This window comes from Serratia sp. CMO1, assembly GCF_015689115.1.
Classification (GTDB): Bacteria; Pseudomonadota; Gammaproteobacteria; order Enterobacterales; family Enterobacteriaceae; genus Serratia; species Serratia marcescens.
Map to the genome: position 1 here is coordinate 2513040 of NZ_CP065032.1, position 15718 is coordinate 2528757.

Here is a 15718-nt window from a genome sequence, read left to right on the forward strand (position 1 = left end):
GCTCAGCGAATGCCGAGCAAGGCATTGATCTGCTGTGGGTTGACCGGTGCGCCGGCGAAGTCATCGAACACTTTGTCGGTGACATGGATGATGCGATCGCGAATGAAGGCCGCGCCTTCGCGCGCGCCGTCCTGCGGATTTTTCAGGCAGCATTCCCACTCCAGCGTCGCCCAGCCCGAATAGCCGTACTGCGTCAAACGGGAAAAAATGCCGTTGAAATCGACCTGGCCGTCGCCCAGCGAGCGGAAGCGGCCGGCGCGATCGATCCATGACTGATAACCGCCGTAAATGCCCTGGCGACCGGTCGGATTGAACTCGGCGTCCTTGACGTGGAACATGCCGATAACATCCTTATAGATATCGATAAATTCCAGATAGTTAAGCTGCTGCAGCACCATATGGCTCGGATCGAACAGCACCCGGCAACGCGGGTGGTTGCCCACGCGCTCAAGAAACATTTCGAACGTCACGCCGTCGTGCAGATCCTCACTCGGGTGAATTTCATAACACAGGTTGATGCCCTGCTCCTCGCAGGCGTCGAGCACCGGCAGCCAGCGTTTGGCGAGTTCGTCGAACGCGGTATCGATCAATCCTTCCGGACGCTGTGGGAACGGGAACAGATAGGGCCAGGCCAGTGAACCGGAAAAGGTGCCCAGCTCGCTGAGCCCGAGCCGCGCCGAGGCTTTTACCGCCAGCAGCATTTGCTGCCGCGCCCACTCGCCGCGCGCTTTGGCATCGCCGTGCAGCGCCGGCGGCGCGAAGCTGTCGCACAGCGCATCGTAAGCCGGGTGCACCGCCATCAGTTGACCGAAAATATGGCTGGTCAGTTCGCTGACCACCAACCCATGCTCCGCCAACATGCCGGTCAGATCGTCGCAGTAGGTTTGGCTTTGCGCAGCGGTGGCCACGTCGAATAAACGCCGATCCCAGGCCGGGATCTGCAAGGCGGTAAACCCGGTTTGCGCCGCCCACTCGGCGATGGCCGGCAGGCTGTTGAACGGCGCTGTCTCATCGCTGAACTGCGCGAGATGCAGGCTTGGACCTTTGAGGGTTTTCATCGTAAACTCCTATTGGTTGTCGATTGACAAACAATAGGGGCAAAGCGAATTGACCGCAAGCGAAATTTATAAAGACATTGGTATTCCCGTCGATTTAAGCGATCCTATGTCGCTGAATGACAGGTAAATTGGAGCAGCGAATGGCAGGCAGACCGCGCGAGTTCGATCGCGAACAGGCGCTCTTGAAGGCGCGAAACTTATTCTGGCGGCAAGGTTATGAAGGCACCTCGATGTCGGATCTGGTGGCGGAATTGGGCATTGCTTCCGCGCGCATCTACAAGGCGTTCGGCTCCAAAGAGCAGCTGTTCCGCGAGGCGATCGCCAGTTACGAAGCCGAGGAAGGCGGCTTCGCCGATCGCGCCTTCGCACAGGAAAGCGGCATTCGCCCGGCGATCCAACGTATGCTGGAAGATGCCGTGCGCCTCTACAGTCGGCCGGATCTGCCGCAGGGCTGCATGGTGGTCTCCGCCGCCGCCAGCGTCAGCGCAGAAAACGACGGGCTCAAAGCCTGGCTGGCAGAGCATCGGCTGCAGCGCACGCAGCAGATCGTCGAACGGCTGCGGCAGGCGGTGCAAACCGGCGAACTGCCGGCCGACACCGACGCCGACAGCCTGGGGGACTATTTCGCCGTCTTCCTGCACGGCCTGTCGATTCAGGCGCGTGACGGCGTCACCGAAGCGCGGTTATTGGCGGCGGTAAACGTGGCGCTGACGGTCCTGGGCAACCGCGCCTAATCGATTCTTGAATGCGGTTCAAACTCAGGCGCGTTTTACCTATGGCTGTGGAGGAACCGCGTTTCTGACAAAATCTGCGACGTGAGGATTAGTATTTTCCCGCTTGTGAATCAAAGCAACCTGATACGGGATCTGTTCTCCACTAAGCCGGCAAAAAGAAACGTTTACCCAGCCGCTTTTTTGCATGAATTCAGGGACCAGACTGACTCCTAATCCCGAAGCAACAAGGCCGACGATCGTTTCCATCTGCACGGCTCGCTGAACAACCTCAGGAGCAAATCCTGCCTTTTCGCAGGCTTCAATAATAGAGCGATAAAGACCAGGCCCTTCCTGCTCTGGGAACAATACCCACGGCTCCCTGGCCAGGGTAGAAAGCGGCATCGCGCCGCGTGTTCCGCCAGGATGTTTACTCGGCAAAACGGCAATCAGCGGGCAGCTAAAAAATCGATGGCAGGACAGTTTCGGTATGGCGTATTCAGGAACAGGTAAAACCGCAATGCCAACGTCAAGCGAGTCTTCCAAAAGGCTTTCAACCTGTCGCGCGGTGGTCATTTCTTTCAGTTCAAGCACCACCTGCGGACTGGAAAAGTGAAACCGCGTGAGCGTTTCCGGAAGCAGATGTCTGACGGCAGAAGCGACAAAACCGATGCGCAAAGCCCCCGTCATTCCCTGGCCGACGCGTTGGGTCAGCAACATCGACCTTTCCATCTGCATCAGCGTCGCAACCGCTTCCTTCTGCAACACTTTGCCTGCCGGGGTCAGTGCCGTTATACGATTGGTTCGTTCAAAAAGCCGGGTGCCCAACGCCTCTTCCATTTGACGGATCGCGTTTGTCAGCGGGGGTTGAGCCATATGCAAACGCTCAGCCGCTTTACGGACATTCATTGTTTCCGCAACCACAAGAAATTGGCGGAGCTGACGCAGGGTGAGCATATCGCGATACCTTCAACGTATTAAGAAAGCCCCTCGATAGTATTAGACACACTAGCCAGGTAACCTGAAGATGCTTCCTGTATATATTGGCGGAGCAGAAATAACAATGAACATACTCAGATCGTTGTCACTGACTTACCGAAACCTAAATATGTTGCTGGCCCTCCTTGTGATGTCGGCATCACCCACGCTGGCTGCATCGAAAGAAAATGAAATCCCCGCGCCAATAAAGCGCACGGACAGGCACATTTTGCTTGCGAACGGAGAGCAACTCCACATCAGGGAGGTCAGGCAGAAACCTGACGGCAAGATACCGCAACCGTCTGTATTGCTGATTCATGGCGCCCGGGTTCCCGGCCTCGCCTCTTTTGATTTGCCCGTCAAGGGCGGCTCTCTGGCGGCAGATCTGGCATTAGCAGGCTTTCGAGTGTACATCCTCGATCTGCGGGGATATGGGTTATCCAGCCGGCCGGCCGCGATGGATAGCCCCCCTGACCAGTCGGCGCCTTTGATCCGCACGGCGGATGCCGTGACCGATATCGCTTACGCCGTGCAGGCTATTCAGGCGTGGAGCGGCTCCCCTCGCGTTAGTCTCTTGGGATGGGCGACAGGAGGACACTGGGCGGGCGCTTATGCGGCACAATACCCACAGAATGTGGAACGACTGGTGCTCTATAACACGTTATATGGCGGAACCGACCATCATCCGCTGCTGGGACAGGGATCACCCCTGGACGATCCCCAAAACCCGGGACATTTCAACGCAGCCAAATTTGGCGGCTGGAACCTGAGCACGCGGGACAGTCTGTTTGTCGTCTGGGATAACAGCATTCCCGTGGCGGATAAAACACAGTGGCGTGATGAAACAGTGAAACGCGCTTACGGTGATGCCGCACTGGCATCGGACAACACCTCGCAGCACAGAACGCCACACAGCTTCCGCGCACCGACCGGTGCAATGGCTGACAGCTTTGAACTGGCGATGGGCAGAAAACAGTGGTCCGCAACAGCCTTAACCACCGTTCCCGTATTGGTTGTTCGCTCGGAGCGGGATTTCTGGAGCCGGCCAGAGGATGTTGACGCCATCATGAAAGATGCCCCTACAGCCGAAAAGCTGGTCATTCCTGATGCGACACATTTTGTCCATCTCGATAGAGATAACGCCGGCAGACAACGCTTTCTCCAGGGCGTCGTCAGATTTCTGGCGCAACCCCAGCCCAAACACGGAGCTTAATCCTCCGGCAGGTCGACAATCACCAGCGTGCCTTCGCTACCCGGCAACACGCGGTGCGGCACGCCGGCCGCGGCCTGATACAGCTGACCGGCTCGCACCACCACTTCTTCCCCCGCCACCTGCAGCCGCAGGTGGCCGCTGATCACCAGCAACCCTTCGCTGTAATCATGCACTTCATCCGCAATGCTGCGCGCATCCATACGCAGCACTTTGATGTTGGCCGCACCGACGCGGCCCAGCACGGAGGAACGCCAAGCCTCGGGCAGTTCGGCCGCCTGCTGGTTTAAATCGAACAGCATCGTCATACCTTATCGCTACAGAGGAACCGGCACTCTACTGCAAAGCCGTCACCTGCTGAAAGACGCGTTGGTTGTAGATTATGCCCCGGCGTTCTGAGCCGCCGCCTCACGGCGCAGCCACTGCCGCAGATTTTCGCCCTCCTGCGACAGCTCACTATCCAGCCGAGCGCACAGGTAATAATCGCGGCCGTCGTCGATCGGCAGATCGAACATTTTGATCAACTCACCGCTTTCAAGGTACTGGGCGATTAACGGTTCACGCATCAACGCGCACCCTAGCCCCGCCTGCACCGCCGCCAACGTCAACAATCCGTCCTCAAACATCGGGCCGATACTGCGCAGCGGGCGCTTGACGCCGGCCTGCTGAAACCATTGCATCCAGGTATTGCGTTCCTCGTCGTGCAGCAGCGGCAGCGTCGCCAGTTGATCCGGCGTATCGAGCAAACCGTGCAGTTTACTGAATGCCCGGCTGCACACCGGCACCATTTTGCCGGACATCAGCTTCTCGCTGCGATAGCCGGTCCACTGCCCGACCCCGAAGCGGATCGACAGATCGGCGGCGTCGCTCAGGTAATTGCGGTGGTTGGCGTAGACCACATTGATGTCGATATCCGGATTTTCGCGCAGGAAACCGCGCAGCCGCGGAATGAACCACCCCATGCCGAACAGCGGGATCAGACTGATGGTCACCTGCCGCGACGCGGATTGCTCGCGCACGTGTTCGGTCGCCTGGCGCAGCACGTTGAACGCCGAGCGAATCGAACGGTAGTACTCCCGCCCCTCGCTGCGCAACACCAGGTTACGCCCCTGCCGTTCGGTCAACGGCATCTGCAAAAATGCCTCCAGCGTTTTGAGTTGATGACTGACCGCCGAAGGCGAAATCATCAGCTCGTTAGCCGCCGCGCTGATCCCCCCCAGGCGCGCGATGGCCTCGAACGCCCGTACGGCGCGCAGCGGCGGATCGTTCGGCAGCATCGGCAACGGCTCATCATACTGTTCTGTTTTTTTCATATATTGACTGTTTTTGGGAAATGAACACTGAAGGAGTGGGTTTAATATACATAAAAATCAATGCATTAAAAACACTCGTTTTTTATATAAGAAAGTATTTTTCCGTATTTTACAATTTTTTTAAATTCTCTATTGTGAGCCTCTGACTCATTATCTCCGGACTCTCCTTATGGATACGCTGGTACAGCAAACCGTCAACGGTTTGATGCTCGGCAGCATTTATGCGCTGATCGCGCTCGGCTACACCATGGTGTACGGCATCCTGCGCATCATCAACTTCGCGCACGGCGACGTGCTGATGGTCGGGGCGCTGAGCGCGCTGTCGGCGATCGGGGTGTTACAGCACCACTTTCCCGCGTTACCGCCCTACGCCACGCTGCTGCTGGCGGCCCTGTTCGCCATGGCTATCTGCGCCATCACCTCGATGGCGATCGAGCGCCTGGCCTATCGCCGGCTGCGTAATGCGCCGCGCCTGGCCCCGCTGATCAGCGGCATCGGCGTGTCACTGCTGCTGCAAACCCTGGCGATGCTGATCTGGTCACGCAATCCCCTGATGTTTCCGCAGCTGTTGCCGATGGCGCCCATCGCCCTGACCGCAGGCAGCGCCGAACATGCGCCGGCGGTGATCACCGGCACGGCGATCGTCACGCTGGCGGTAGCCGTGGCGGTGATGGCCGGCCTCTGGCTGCTGGTCGAACACAGCCGTTTCGGCCGCGCCATGCGCGCCACGGCGGAAAACCCGCAGGTCGCCGGCCTGATGGGCATCAGTCCTGACCGCATCATCGTTCTGACCTTCGCGCTCGGCGGCGCGTTGGCGGCGGTGGCCGGCATCATGATGGCCAGCAACTACGGCAACGCCGGTTTCTCGATGGGCTTTCTGCCGGGCATCAAGGCGTTTACCGCCGCCGTGCTCGGCGGCATCGGCAACCTGCGCGGCGCGATGCTTGGCGGTTTGCTGCTGGGTCTGTTCGAATCACTGGGCACCGGCTATCTCGGCGAGCTGACCGGCGGCGTGTTCGGCAGCAACTACCAGGACGTGTTCGCGTTTCTGGTGCTGATCGCCGTGCTGGTCTTCCGCCCCTCCGGGCTGTTGGGCGAACGCATCGCCACGCGCGCATAAGGACATCACGATGACCGTTTTGACTCCCCCCGTTCCTCTGGCCACGCCGCGTCGCGCCGGGCTGGGGCTGACGCTGTTCATTCTCGCCCTGCTGCTGGCGCCCTGGGTGGCGGGCGCCGCCGGCGGCAACTACTGGGTGCGGGTCGTCGACTTCGCCCTGCTGTATCTGATGTTGGCGCTCGGGCTGAACATCGTGGTGGGCATGACCGGGTTGCTGGACATGGGTTTTATCGCCTTTTACGCGGTCGGCGCCTATCTCGCCGCGCTGCTGTCGTCACCGCATCTGACGCAGCAGTTCCCGCTGCTGCTGCAGTGGTTCCCCGACGGGCTGCATCTGCCGATGCTGTGGCTGATCCCGCTGGCGGCGCTGTTGGCGGCGGTATGCGGCATCCTGCTCGGCGCGCCGACGCTGCGGCTGCGCGGCGACTATCTGGCGATCGTCACGTTGGGATTCGGCGAAATCGTGCGCATTCTGATGCGCAATCTGGATCGCCCGGTCAATCTCACCAACGGCCCCAAAGGCATTTCCGGCATTGACCCGGTCAGCCTGTTCGGCCTGAGGTTTTCCGGCATGCACGAGTGGTTCGGCGTGCGTTTTTCCGGCCTGTACCTGTATTACTACCTGTTCGCCGCGCTGCTGCTGGCGATCCTGTTCATCAGCCTGCGGCTGCAAAACTCGCGCATCGGCCGTGCGTGGACAGCGATCCGTGAAGATGAGGACGCCGCGCGGGCGATGGGCATCAACACCCGCAACTTCAAGCTGCTGGCCTTCGCCATCGGCGCCACCTTCGGCGGCGTGGCCGGCGCGTTGTTCGCCGCGTTTCAGGGCTTCGTGTCGCCGGAATCGTTCACCCTGCAGGAATCGATCGCCGTACTGGCGATGGTGGTGCTCGGCGGCATGGGGCACATCCCCGGCGTGATCCTGGGCGCGCTGCTGCTGGCCGCCCTGCCGGAGCTGCTGCGCAGCAGCATGGGGCCGCTGCAGCAGGCGCTGTTCGGCCAGGTGCTGATCGATCCGGAAATCATCCGCCAACTGTTTTACGGCCTGGCGCTGATCCTGGTGATGCTGTATCGCCCGGCGGGCCTGTGGCCGGCTCGCCATGCCGGGAGGACCGCCGCATGACGCCGCTGCTTGCTTTAAATCACGTCAGCAAACGTTTCGGCGGCCTGACGGCGGTGGATGACGTCAGCATGAGCATCCGCCAGGGGGAAATCTACGGCCTGATCGGGCCGAACGGCGCCGGCAAAACCACCTGCTTCAACCTGATCACCGGCCTGTATCGCGCCGATGAAGGCGAGTTCCGCCTGTTGGGCCAGCGCTATAAACCCCAGGCGATCGACAAAGTGGCGCAGGCCGGCATTGCCCGCACCTTCCAGAACCTGCGGTTGTTCAACGAAATGAGCGTGCTGGAAAATGTGATGGTCGGCTGCCACGTGCGCACCCGCAACGGCCTGTGGGCGGCGATCGCTCGCCACCGGCGCGCCAAGGCAGAGGAACAGGCGGTGCGCGATAAATCCCATGCGCTGCTGGAGTACGTCGGCATCAGCCAATTCGCCCATTACCGCGCCGGCGATCTCGCCTATGGCCACCAACGCCGCCTGGAGATTGCCCGCGCGCTGGCGACCGAACCCCGGTTGCTGGCGCTGGACGAGCCGGCGGCCGGCATGAACGCCGGTGAAAAAGTAGCGCTGCGCGAGCTGCTGCTGCGCATCCGCGACAGCGGCAAAACGCTGCTGCTGATCGAACACGACGTCAAGCTGGTGATGGGCCTGTGCGATCGCCTGACGGTGCTGGACTACGGCAAAGCGATCGCCGAAGGCGAACCGGCGCAGGTGCGGCGCGAACCGGCGGTCATTCAGGCCTATCTGGGAGGCGGCGCGCATGTCTGAAGCCCTGCTGAGCGTTAAACGTCTCAAAGTGTCTTACGGCGGCATTCATGCGGTCAAAGGCATCGATTTCACGGTGAACGCCGGCGAACAGGTGACGCTGATCGGCGCCAATGGCGCGGGCAAGACCTCCAGCCTGCGAGCGCTGACCGGCCTGCAGCCGTTCGAAGGCGACATCCTGTTCGACGGTTGCTCGATTCGCGGCGCGCCGCCGCACCGGTTGCTGCAACGGGGGCTGGTGATGGTGCCGGAGGGACGCGGCATTTTCACCCGTTTGACGGTGCGGGAAAACCTGCAGCTCGGCGCCTATGCGCGGCGTGACAAATCGGCGGTGCGGCAAGATTTCGAACGGGTGTGCGCCACCTTCCCGCGGCTGAGCGAGCGCCTGCACCAACCGGCCGGGCTACTTTCGGGCGGTGAACAGCAGATGGTGGCGATGGGCCGCGCGCTGCTCAGCCGCCCGCGATTGCTGATATTGGACGAACCCTCGATGGGGCTGGCGCCGATTGTGGTGGAAGCCATTTTCACGGTCATCAAGCAGTTAGCCCGTGACGGCGTCACGCTGCTATTGGTCGAGCAGAACGCGCGCCTGGCGCTGGAGTCCACCGATCGCGCCTACGTGTTGGACAGCGGCAGCCTGAGCCACAGCGGCCGTTCCGCCGAGATGCTGGACGATGAAAAAATCAAACAGATCTATTTGGGTGAATAACCGTTGTTTCTTTTAACCGCACCAGGAGTATGACATGCAACAGAGCATTCGCATCAAACCGTTGGCGCTGGCCGCCATGACAATGATTCTTAGCCTCCCGGCGCTGGCGGCCGACACCGTGCTGATCGGCCTGGCCGGGCCGCTGACCGGCCCTTCCGCGCGCATCGGCAAAGATCTCGAAAACGGCGCGCAACTGGCGATCGCCGACGCTAACGCGCAGAAACCGACGCTGAACGGCAAACCGGTCACCTTCAAACTGGTGTCCGAGGACGACCAGTCCGACCCGCGCACCGCCGTGGCCGTGGCGCAGCGTTTGGTCGACGAAGGCGTCGCCGGCGTGGTCGGCCACTGGAACACCGGCACCAGCATCCCGGCGGCGCGCATCTATCACGATGCCGGCATCGCCCAGGTGGCGCCGGTCGCCACCGGTCACGGCTATACGCAACAGGGTTTTGACACCAGCTTTCGCGTGATGGGCCACGACGACGACGGCGGCAACTATGCCGGGCAATATGCGGTGAAAACGCTGAAAGCCCAGCGCATCGCGGTGATCGACGATCGCACCGCTTTCGGCCAGGGGCTGGCGGACGAGTTCATCAAATCGCTGCAGGCCCAGGGCGTGCAGCCGATCGCCCGCGAGTATGTGGATGACAAGACCGTCGATTTCAGCGCCGTACTGACCACCGTGCGCAGCAAAAACGCCGATCTGATCTTCTTCGGCGGCGTAGATTCCCAGGCGGCGCCGCTGGCGCGCAAACTGAAGCAGCTGGGCATGAACGCGCAGCTGATGGGCGCCGGCGGCTTTGTCAGCCAAACCTTCCTGACGCTGGCGCAGCAAGAAGGCGAAGGCGTCGTCGCGTTGGAGCCGGGGCTGCCGCTGGAACAGATGCCGGGCGGCAAGGCGTTTGAGCAAGCCTACCGCGATCGTTACCACACCCACATCGAACTGCATGCGCCCTTCGCCTACGACGCCACCCGGGTGCTGATCGCCGCCATCGAACAGGCCGGCTCGGCCAACCCGGCCGATTATCTGCCGAAACTGCGCGCCATACATTATCAGGGCGTGACCGGCGCCATTGCCTTCGATGCGCAGGGCAACCTGCAACAGCCGAGCTTCACCCTGTACCGGGTAGTCGACGGCAAATGGCAGCCGCAAACCGTGTTGGGCGGCGCCAAACCACAATAAATCAAGAGGAGCAAGGCGATGAGCTGTGCAAATAATGAATTGGGCATTTTGGCCCGCAGAAAGATCGAGGCGGAAATCATCAAACCGATCTACCAGATTCTGGTGCGTGAAATCGGCAAGACGCGCGCTCAGGCAGTGATCGGCGAAGCCATCGAGAATGCCGCCATCGCGGCGGGCAAACAGTTCGCCGCTCAGGAACCGAACGGCGCGGATCTGCGCAGCTTCGCCGCCTTGCAGTACCTGTGGGAAAAAGACGATGCGTTGCGCGTCGAGGTGATCAATCAGGACGAACAGCACTTCGACTATAACGTCACCCGCTGCCGCTACGCCGAGATGTATCATGAGATGGGGCTGGGAGACATCGGCCACCTGCTCTCCTGCGCTCGCGACAGCCAGTTTATCGTCGGCTATGCGCCTGACGTTGAACTGCAGCGCACCCAGACCATCATGTCCGGCGCTCCCTGCTGCGATTTCCGTTACGCCGCCAAAACGCCGGGAGAAAAGCCATGACGCATCGGGTCAACGGCGAGCGCCTGTGGCAAAGCCTGCAGGCGATGGCGCAGTTCGGCGCCATCGCTGACAACGGCGTCACCCGCCTGGCGCTCAGCGAAGAGGATCGTCAGGCGCGCGACCAGCTGCGTCTGTGGGCGCTGGAGGCCGGTTGCAGCGTGCGCGTCGATCGGATGGGCAACATGTTCCTGCGCCGTGAAGGCGCGCGGCCCGAGCTGGCGCCGGTTGTCACCGGTTCTCACGGCGACTCTCAACCCCGCGGCGGCCGTTTCGACGGCATCTACGGCGTGCTGGCCGGATTGGAGGTTATTCGCAGCCTTAACGATCGGCAGATCGTCACCGAACGCGCGATTGAAGTGATCAACTGGACCAACGAAGAAGGCGCACGCTTTGCGCCGGCGATGATCGCCTCCGGCGTGTTCGCCGGGGTATTCGACCTGGAATACGGCCTGACGCGCCACGACGAGCACGGCGTCAGCCTCGGCGAGGCGCTGGAGCGAATCGGCTACGCCGGCGAGTATCCGGTGGGCGGCACGCCGATCCATGCCGCCTTCGAGTTGCACATCGAACAGGGGCCGATTCTGGAAGCGGAGCATCTCGACATCGGCGTGGTGACCGCCGCACAAGGGCAGCGCTGGTATGAACTGGAGGTCGTCGGCTTCAGCGCCCATGCCGGCACCACGCCGATGGACCGCCGCCGCGACGCCCTGCTGGGCTTTGCGGCGCTGGTCACGGCGGTCAACCGCATCGGTTGGGATTTCGCGCCCGACGCGCGCGCCACGGTGGGCATGGCGCAAATTACCCCCAATTCACGCAACGTGGTGCCGGGGCGCGTCTTTTTCAGCGTCGAATTCCGCCATCCAGAGGAGTCAATTCTGGAGCAGATGGAGCAGCGCCTGCTGGCGGCGGTGAACGCCGTCAACGGCGGCGGCCTGACCGCTCGCGCCGAGCGCATCTTCCAGTATCCCCCGATCGCTTTTGATCGGGGCTGCATCGACAGCGTACGTCAAGCCGCGCAAGCGTTGGGCTATCGCCATCGCGACATGATTTCCGGCGCCGGCCACGATGCCTGTTACCTTAACCGCGTCGCCCCGACCGCAATGATTTTCATTCCCTGCGTGGACGGCATCAGCCACAACGAGCGGGAAGATATCACCCCCGCCTGGGCCGCCGCCGGCGCTGACGTATTGCTGAACGCGCTGCTGGCGCACGCCGGCGCCTGATCGTCGCCCCGGTTTCTCGCCGGGGCAAAAAATATTCAACAAAACGGTTGAATATTAGCCCGCCTGTTCTATATTCAACCATATGGTTGAATTATCTTCCTCACAGCTGGACGCCATTTTTCATGCGCTGGCCGACCCGACCCGCCGTTCGATGTTACGCGCGCTGGCCGGCGGTGAGCGCAGCATCGGCGAACTGGCCGCGCCGTTGCAGATGTCGTTCGCCGGCGCCTCCAAGCACGTGAAAGCACTGGAACATGCGGGCCTGGTGCAACGCACCGTGCAAGGAAGAAACCATATCTGCCGGCTCGAACCCGAGCCTATGGCGCAGGCCATGCACTGGCTGCAAACCTATGAACATTTCTGGACTGAACGGCTGGATGCGCTCGAACAGGCGCTGCTGCAGCCCGAACAGCTTCCTCCCAAGGAGTGAACCATGAATGATTACGGCATGATTATCGAACCCGGCACGCTGCGCATCCAGCGGCTGCTGCCCGGCCCCATCGAGCGGGTGTGGGCTTACCTGACCGAATCCGACAAGCGCGCCACCTGGCTGGCGGCTGGCGCCATGAAGTTGGAAAACGGCGCGCCGCTGGAGCTGGAGTTTCGCAACTCCGATCTGGCGGGCGAGCACGAGCAACCGCCGGCCAAGTACAAACAGCACGGCGGCTGCGTCAGCAACCGCGGCCACATCACCTGCCTGTTCCCGCCGCGCCTGCTGAGCTTTACCTGGGCCGAACAGGATCAGGGGCGCCCTTCCGAAGTGACCTTCGAGCTGACGGAACAGGGAAACGCGGTGCTGCTGACGGTCACCCACCGGCGCCTGGCCAACCGCGACGAGATGCTCAGCGTCGCCGGCGGCTGGCACACCCATCTGGATATCCTGCTGGATCGTCTGCACGATCGGGCGCCGCAGCCGTTCTGGAGCACCCATGCCCGGCTGGAAGAAGAGTACCGCGCCCGCCTGTAATTACGACTCGTCCCGGCGCCTGAACGCCAGATAACCGGCGATCAGCGTAAAACTGCCGACCAGCAACACCAGCAGGATAAAACCGTGGTGATTGCTGGCCAGCGGTATCCCCCCGACGTTCATGCCGAAGAAACCGGCGACGATGTTGATCGGCAACGCCAGCACGGTGATCACCGTCAGGGTGTAGAGCGTGCGGTTATTCTGCTCCATCAGCTTGGCACCCAGCTCTTCCTGCAATAGCCGGATGCGTTCGGTCAGGCTGGCGAGATCGTTCAACACCACGGTGAACTCTTCGGTAAACTGCCGCAGATCTTGCACCACCTCGCGGCTCAGCCAGGCCGGCGGCCGGTTCAACAGCCGAAACAGCGCGGCCGGTTCCGGCGCCAACAGGCGCTGAAAGCGCAATAACATGCGGCGCATGCGCCCCAGCTCGGCGCGGTTGCGTTTGACGCGGCGGGTCAGCAGGCGATCCTCGATGGCATCAACATACTGGTTAGCCTGCCGCACCACCTGTTCCAGCACGTCCTCCTGCTCTTCCAGCAGGTGCGCCAGCAGCTCGGTAGACGACGCCAGCTCCAACGCCGTCAGGCGGCCAAGCAGCCGTTCAATCAATCGCACCGGTTTGTGACGCACGGTGACCACCAGCCCACGGCAGCAATAGAGCCACAGCGTCGCCGTTTCCGGGTTGCTGTCCTCAGGGTGGAAAATCACGTCGTTGAGCACGGCGAACAGATCGTCGCCCTGGCGCTCGATGCGCGTCGTGTGGGAACCATGCCGAATTTCATGGAAGAAAAAATCGGAAATGGCGAAATGGTTTTTCAGCCACTTCTCCGCCGCCGCGTGGTTGAGATTGAGGTGCAGCCAGACAAAGCCGTCGCCGGACGGCAAAGCCTGGTAAGCCTGGCAGACCTGTTGCGAGTTCAGGCGCGCCGGCGGCTCACCGGAACGAAACACATGGCCGTAGATCAGCCCGGTCACTTCATCATCGAAATCAAGCTTGTGCATCTTTTCCGCTAACCGTTGCACCATAACGCCTTATCCTGCCTGTTGCCGTTAACCCAAGACCGTCCCCGCTGTTATAACAATCTTTATTTATCGGCGTTAATGATTTTCGCCGTTCCCGATGATTAATATTTTCGTCATAAAAAGGCCACATTCATTCAGAATACTTTTCAGGCGACAGCTACCGCATTCAATCCTCTCAGGAAGGTCATTATGAGCGATAACAGCGCCGTTCAAACGGGTGTGCCGGCCGCATCCAGCCTGCCCAAGCTGCATCAAAAGAACAGTCGACTCACTGTTCTTTTTTTTGTGTTCTTATTAATTCTGGGGATCGCGTTCGCCGGAGTGAACTTATTTAACGACGTCAGCGACGCCGGCGCCGTCTATACCAGTTACATTCCGTTTTTATTATTGGGGCTGGCGCTGCTGATCGCGCTGGGCTTTGAATTCGTCAACGGCTTCCACGACACCGCCAATGCGGTCGCGACGGTGATTTACACCCACTCTCTGTCGCCGATGGTCGCCGTGGTGTGGTCCGGTTTCTTCAACTTTCTCGGCGTATTGCTCTCCAGCGGCGTGGTGGCCTTCGGCATCATTTCGCTGCTGCCGGTTGAGCTGATCCTGCAGGCCGGCACCGGCAACGGTTTCGCCATGGTGTACGCCCTGCTGTTCTCCGCCATCATCTGGAACCTCGGCACCTGGTGGCTCGGGCTGCCCGCCACGTCGTCGCATACGCTGATCGGCTCGATTATCGGCGTCGGCGTGGCCAACGCTCTGATCCACGGCCGCACCGGCACCAGCGGCGTGGACTGGGGCCAGGCGATCAAGGTGGGCTACGCGCTGCTGCTGTCGCCGGTGATCGGCTTCGTGTTCGCCGGCCTGCTGCTGCTGGCGCTGAAGCTGTTCGTCAAGAACCGCCAGCTGTACAGCGCGCCTAAGGACAATAGCCCGCCGCCGCTGTGGATCCGCGGATTGCTGATCCTCACCTGCACCGGCGTTTCCTTTGCCCACGGCTCCAACGACGGGCAGAAAGGCATGGGCCTTATCATGCTGATCCTGGTGGGCACCATGCCGATCGCCTACGCCCTGAACCGTTCGATGCCGCCGGAGCAGATCCCCCGGGTGGCGGCGCTGGCGGAAGTGACCAAAAACGAGCTGCTGCGCCAGTTCCCGGCCGGCGGCCAAACGCCGCCGCGCGAGGTGCTGACCGGCTATGTGCGCACCAGCGAACTGACGCCGGAGGTGGTGCCGGCGCTGGCGCAGCTGGCCGGCGCGATCGGCGATCAAATCCGTCAGTACGGCTCGGTCGACAAGATCCCGGCGCAAGCGGTGTCGAACACCCGCAATGACATGTACCTGGCGTCCGAGACCATCAAGCACCTGAAGGCAGAGCGTCAGTTGCAGATCAATTCCGATGCGCAGCGCAACCTCGACGCGTTGAAAGGCGAACTCGACAACGCCACCCGCTTCATTCCCTTTTGGGTGAAAGTGGTGGTGGCGATTGCGCTGGGGCTCGGCACCATGGTTGGCTGGCGCCGCATCGTGGTGACGGTGGGCGAAAAGATCGGTAAATCGCACCTGACCTACGCCCAGGGCGCCAGCGCCGAACTGGTGGCGATGACCACCATCGGCGCGGCCGACGCCTTCGGTTTGCCGGTTTCGACCACGCACGTACTTTCGTCCGGCATCGCCGGCACCATGGCCGCCAACCGCTCCGGCCTGCAGATGGCCACCCTGCGCAATCTGCTGATGGCCTGGGTGCTGACGCTGCCGGCCTCGGTACTGCTGTCGGCGGTGCTGTACTGGATCTTCAACCATTTCTAACACCGGGCTGACACGGAGAAA

General features: G+C 61.4%; 17 protein-coding genes. 12 read left to right on the top strand and 5 right to left on the bottom strand.

Annotated features, from left to right (window positions below; all coding sequences use genetic code 11):
• Positions 1-2: 2 nt before the first annotated feature.
• Entirely contained in the window at positions 3-1058 is a 1056-nt protein-coding gene (locus tag IT763_RS11950; RefSeq protein ID WP_049299337.1) for a sugar phosphate isomerase/epimerase, read from the bottom strand.
• A gap of 140 nt (positions 1059-1198) precedes the next feature.
• On the opposite strand from IT763_RS11950, the gene IT763_RS11955 reads away from it, so the two are divergent.
• On the top strand, positions 1199-1792 hold the full coding sequence (locus IT763_RS11955; protein WP_176063102.1) for a TetR/AcrR family transcriptional regulator: 594 nt from the start codon (positions 1199-1201) through the stop codon (positions 1790-1792).
• A gap of 39 nt (positions 1793-1831) precedes the next feature.
• Here IT763_RS11955 and IT763_RS11960 read toward each other — a convergent pair whose 3' ends face one another.
• Positions 1832-2725, bottom strand: coding sequence for a LysR family transcriptional regulator (locus tag IT763_RS11960; protein ID WP_049299339.1), 894 nt, complete (start codon positions 2723-2725; stop codon positions 1832-1834).
• A gap of 106 nt (positions 2726-2831) precedes the next feature.
• Here IT763_RS11960 and IT763_RS11965 point away from each other — a divergent pair, with 106 nt between their 5' ends.
• Positions 2832-3959 (top strand): alpha/beta fold hydrolase, encoded by a 1128-nt coding sequence (locus IT763_RS11965; protein WP_065426402.1) that lies wholly within the window; start codon positions 2832-2834, stop codon positions 3957-3959.
• Here IT763_RS11965 and IT763_RS11970 read toward each other — a convergent pair.
• Together IT763_RS11970 and IT763_RS11975 are read right to left on the bottom strand one after the other, a co-directional pair.
• Entirely contained in the window at positions 3956-4258 is a 303-nt protein-coding gene (locus IT763_RS11970; RefSeq protein WP_028127440.1) for a cupin domain-containing protein, read from the bottom strand. The two genes, IT763_RS11965 and IT763_RS11970, sit on opposite strands and share 4 nt — an antisense overlap.
• 78 nt (positions 4259-4336) lie before the next feature.
• Positions 4337-5269 carry a LysR substrate-binding domain-containing protein gene (locus IT763_RS11975; RefSeq protein ID WP_049188959.1) on the bottom strand — a complete coding sequence of 311 codons (933 nt, stop codon included), beginning with the start codon at positions 5267-5269 and terminating at the stop codon, positions 4337-4339.
• Positions 5270-5438: 169 nt separating this feature from the next.
• On the opposite strand from IT763_RS11975, the gene IT763_RS11980 reads away from it, so the two are divergent.
• From IT763_RS11980 to IT763_RS12020, 9 genes are all read left to right on the top strand, one after another.
• Positions 5439-6389 (top strand): branched-chain amino acid ABC transporter permease, encoded by a 951-nt coding sequence (locus IT763_RS11980; protein WP_049299340.1) that lies wholly within the window; start codon positions 5439-5441, stop codon positions 6387-6389.
• A 10-nt stretch (positions 6390-6399) separates the two neighbouring features.
• Positions 6400-7512, top strand: a complete 1113-nt coding sequence (locus IT763_RS11985) for a branched-chain amino acid ABC transporter permease (protein WP_049299342.1) — start codon at positions 6400-6402, stop codon at positions 7510-7512.
• On the top strand, positions 7509-8279 hold the full coding sequence (locus tag IT763_RS11990) for an ABC transporter ATP-binding protein (protein WP_016927621.1): 771 nt from the start codon (positions 7509-7511) through the stop codon (positions 8277-8279). The genes IT763_RS11985 and IT763_RS11990 overlap by 4 nt, the downstream gene beginning before the upstream one ends.
• Positions 8272-8985, top strand: a complete 714-nt coding sequence (locus tag IT763_RS11995; protein ID WP_016927620.1) for an ABC transporter ATP-binding protein — start codon at positions 8272-8274, stop codon at positions 8983-8985. Before IT763_RS11990 ends, IT763_RS11995 begins: the two co-directional genes overlap by 8 nt.
• A 34-nt stretch (positions 8986-9019) precedes the next feature.
• Complete coding sequence (locus IT763_RS12000; RefSeq protein WP_049299344.1) at positions 9020-10171, top strand: branched-chain amino acid ABC transporter substrate-binding protein; 1152 nt, start codon at positions 9020-9022, stop codon at positions 10169-10171.
• 18 nt (positions 10172-10189) lie between these two features.
• A complete protein-coding gene (locus IT763_RS12005) occupies positions 10190-10681 on the top strand; it encodes an L-2-amino-thiazoline-4-carboxylic acid hydrolase (protein WP_016927618.1) in 492 nt (163 codons plus the stop codon).
• The gene (locus tag IT763_RS12010) at positions 10678-11904 is read left to right on the top strand and encodes a Zn-dependent hydrolase (protein ID WP_197758299.1); all 1227 of its coding nucleotides are present in this window, start codon (positions 10678-10680) and stop codon (positions 11902-11904) included. Before IT763_RS12005 ends, IT763_RS12010 begins: the two co-directional genes overlap by 4 nt.
• 82 nt (positions 11905-11986) lie before the next feature.
• Positions 11987-12334, top strand: coding sequence for a helix-turn-helix transcriptional regulator (locus tag IT763_RS12015; RefSeq protein WP_004938187.1), 348 nt, complete (start codon positions 11987-11989; stop codon positions 12332-12334).
• Between the two features lie 3 nt (positions 12335-12337).
• A complete protein-coding gene (locus IT763_RS12020) occupies positions 12338-12871 on the top strand; it encodes an SRPBCC family protein (RefSeq protein WP_016927616.1) in 534 nt (177 codons plus the stop codon).
• Here IT763_RS12020 and IT763_RS12025 read toward each other — a convergent pair whose 3' ends face one another.
• Positions 12872-13900, bottom strand: coding sequence for a transporter (locus IT763_RS12025; RefSeq protein ID WP_016927615.1), 1029 nt, complete (start codon positions 13898-13900; stop codon positions 12872-12874).
• Between the two features lie 186 nt (positions 13901-14086).
• Here IT763_RS12025 and IT763_RS12030 point away from each other — a divergent pair, with 186 nt between their 5' ends.
• On the top strand, positions 14087-15697 hold the full coding sequence (locus IT763_RS12030) for an inorganic phosphate transporter (RefSeq protein ID WP_206194740.1): 1611 nt from the start codon (positions 14087-14089) through the stop codon (positions 15695-15697).
• Positions 15698-15718 lie beyond the last annotated feature (21 nt).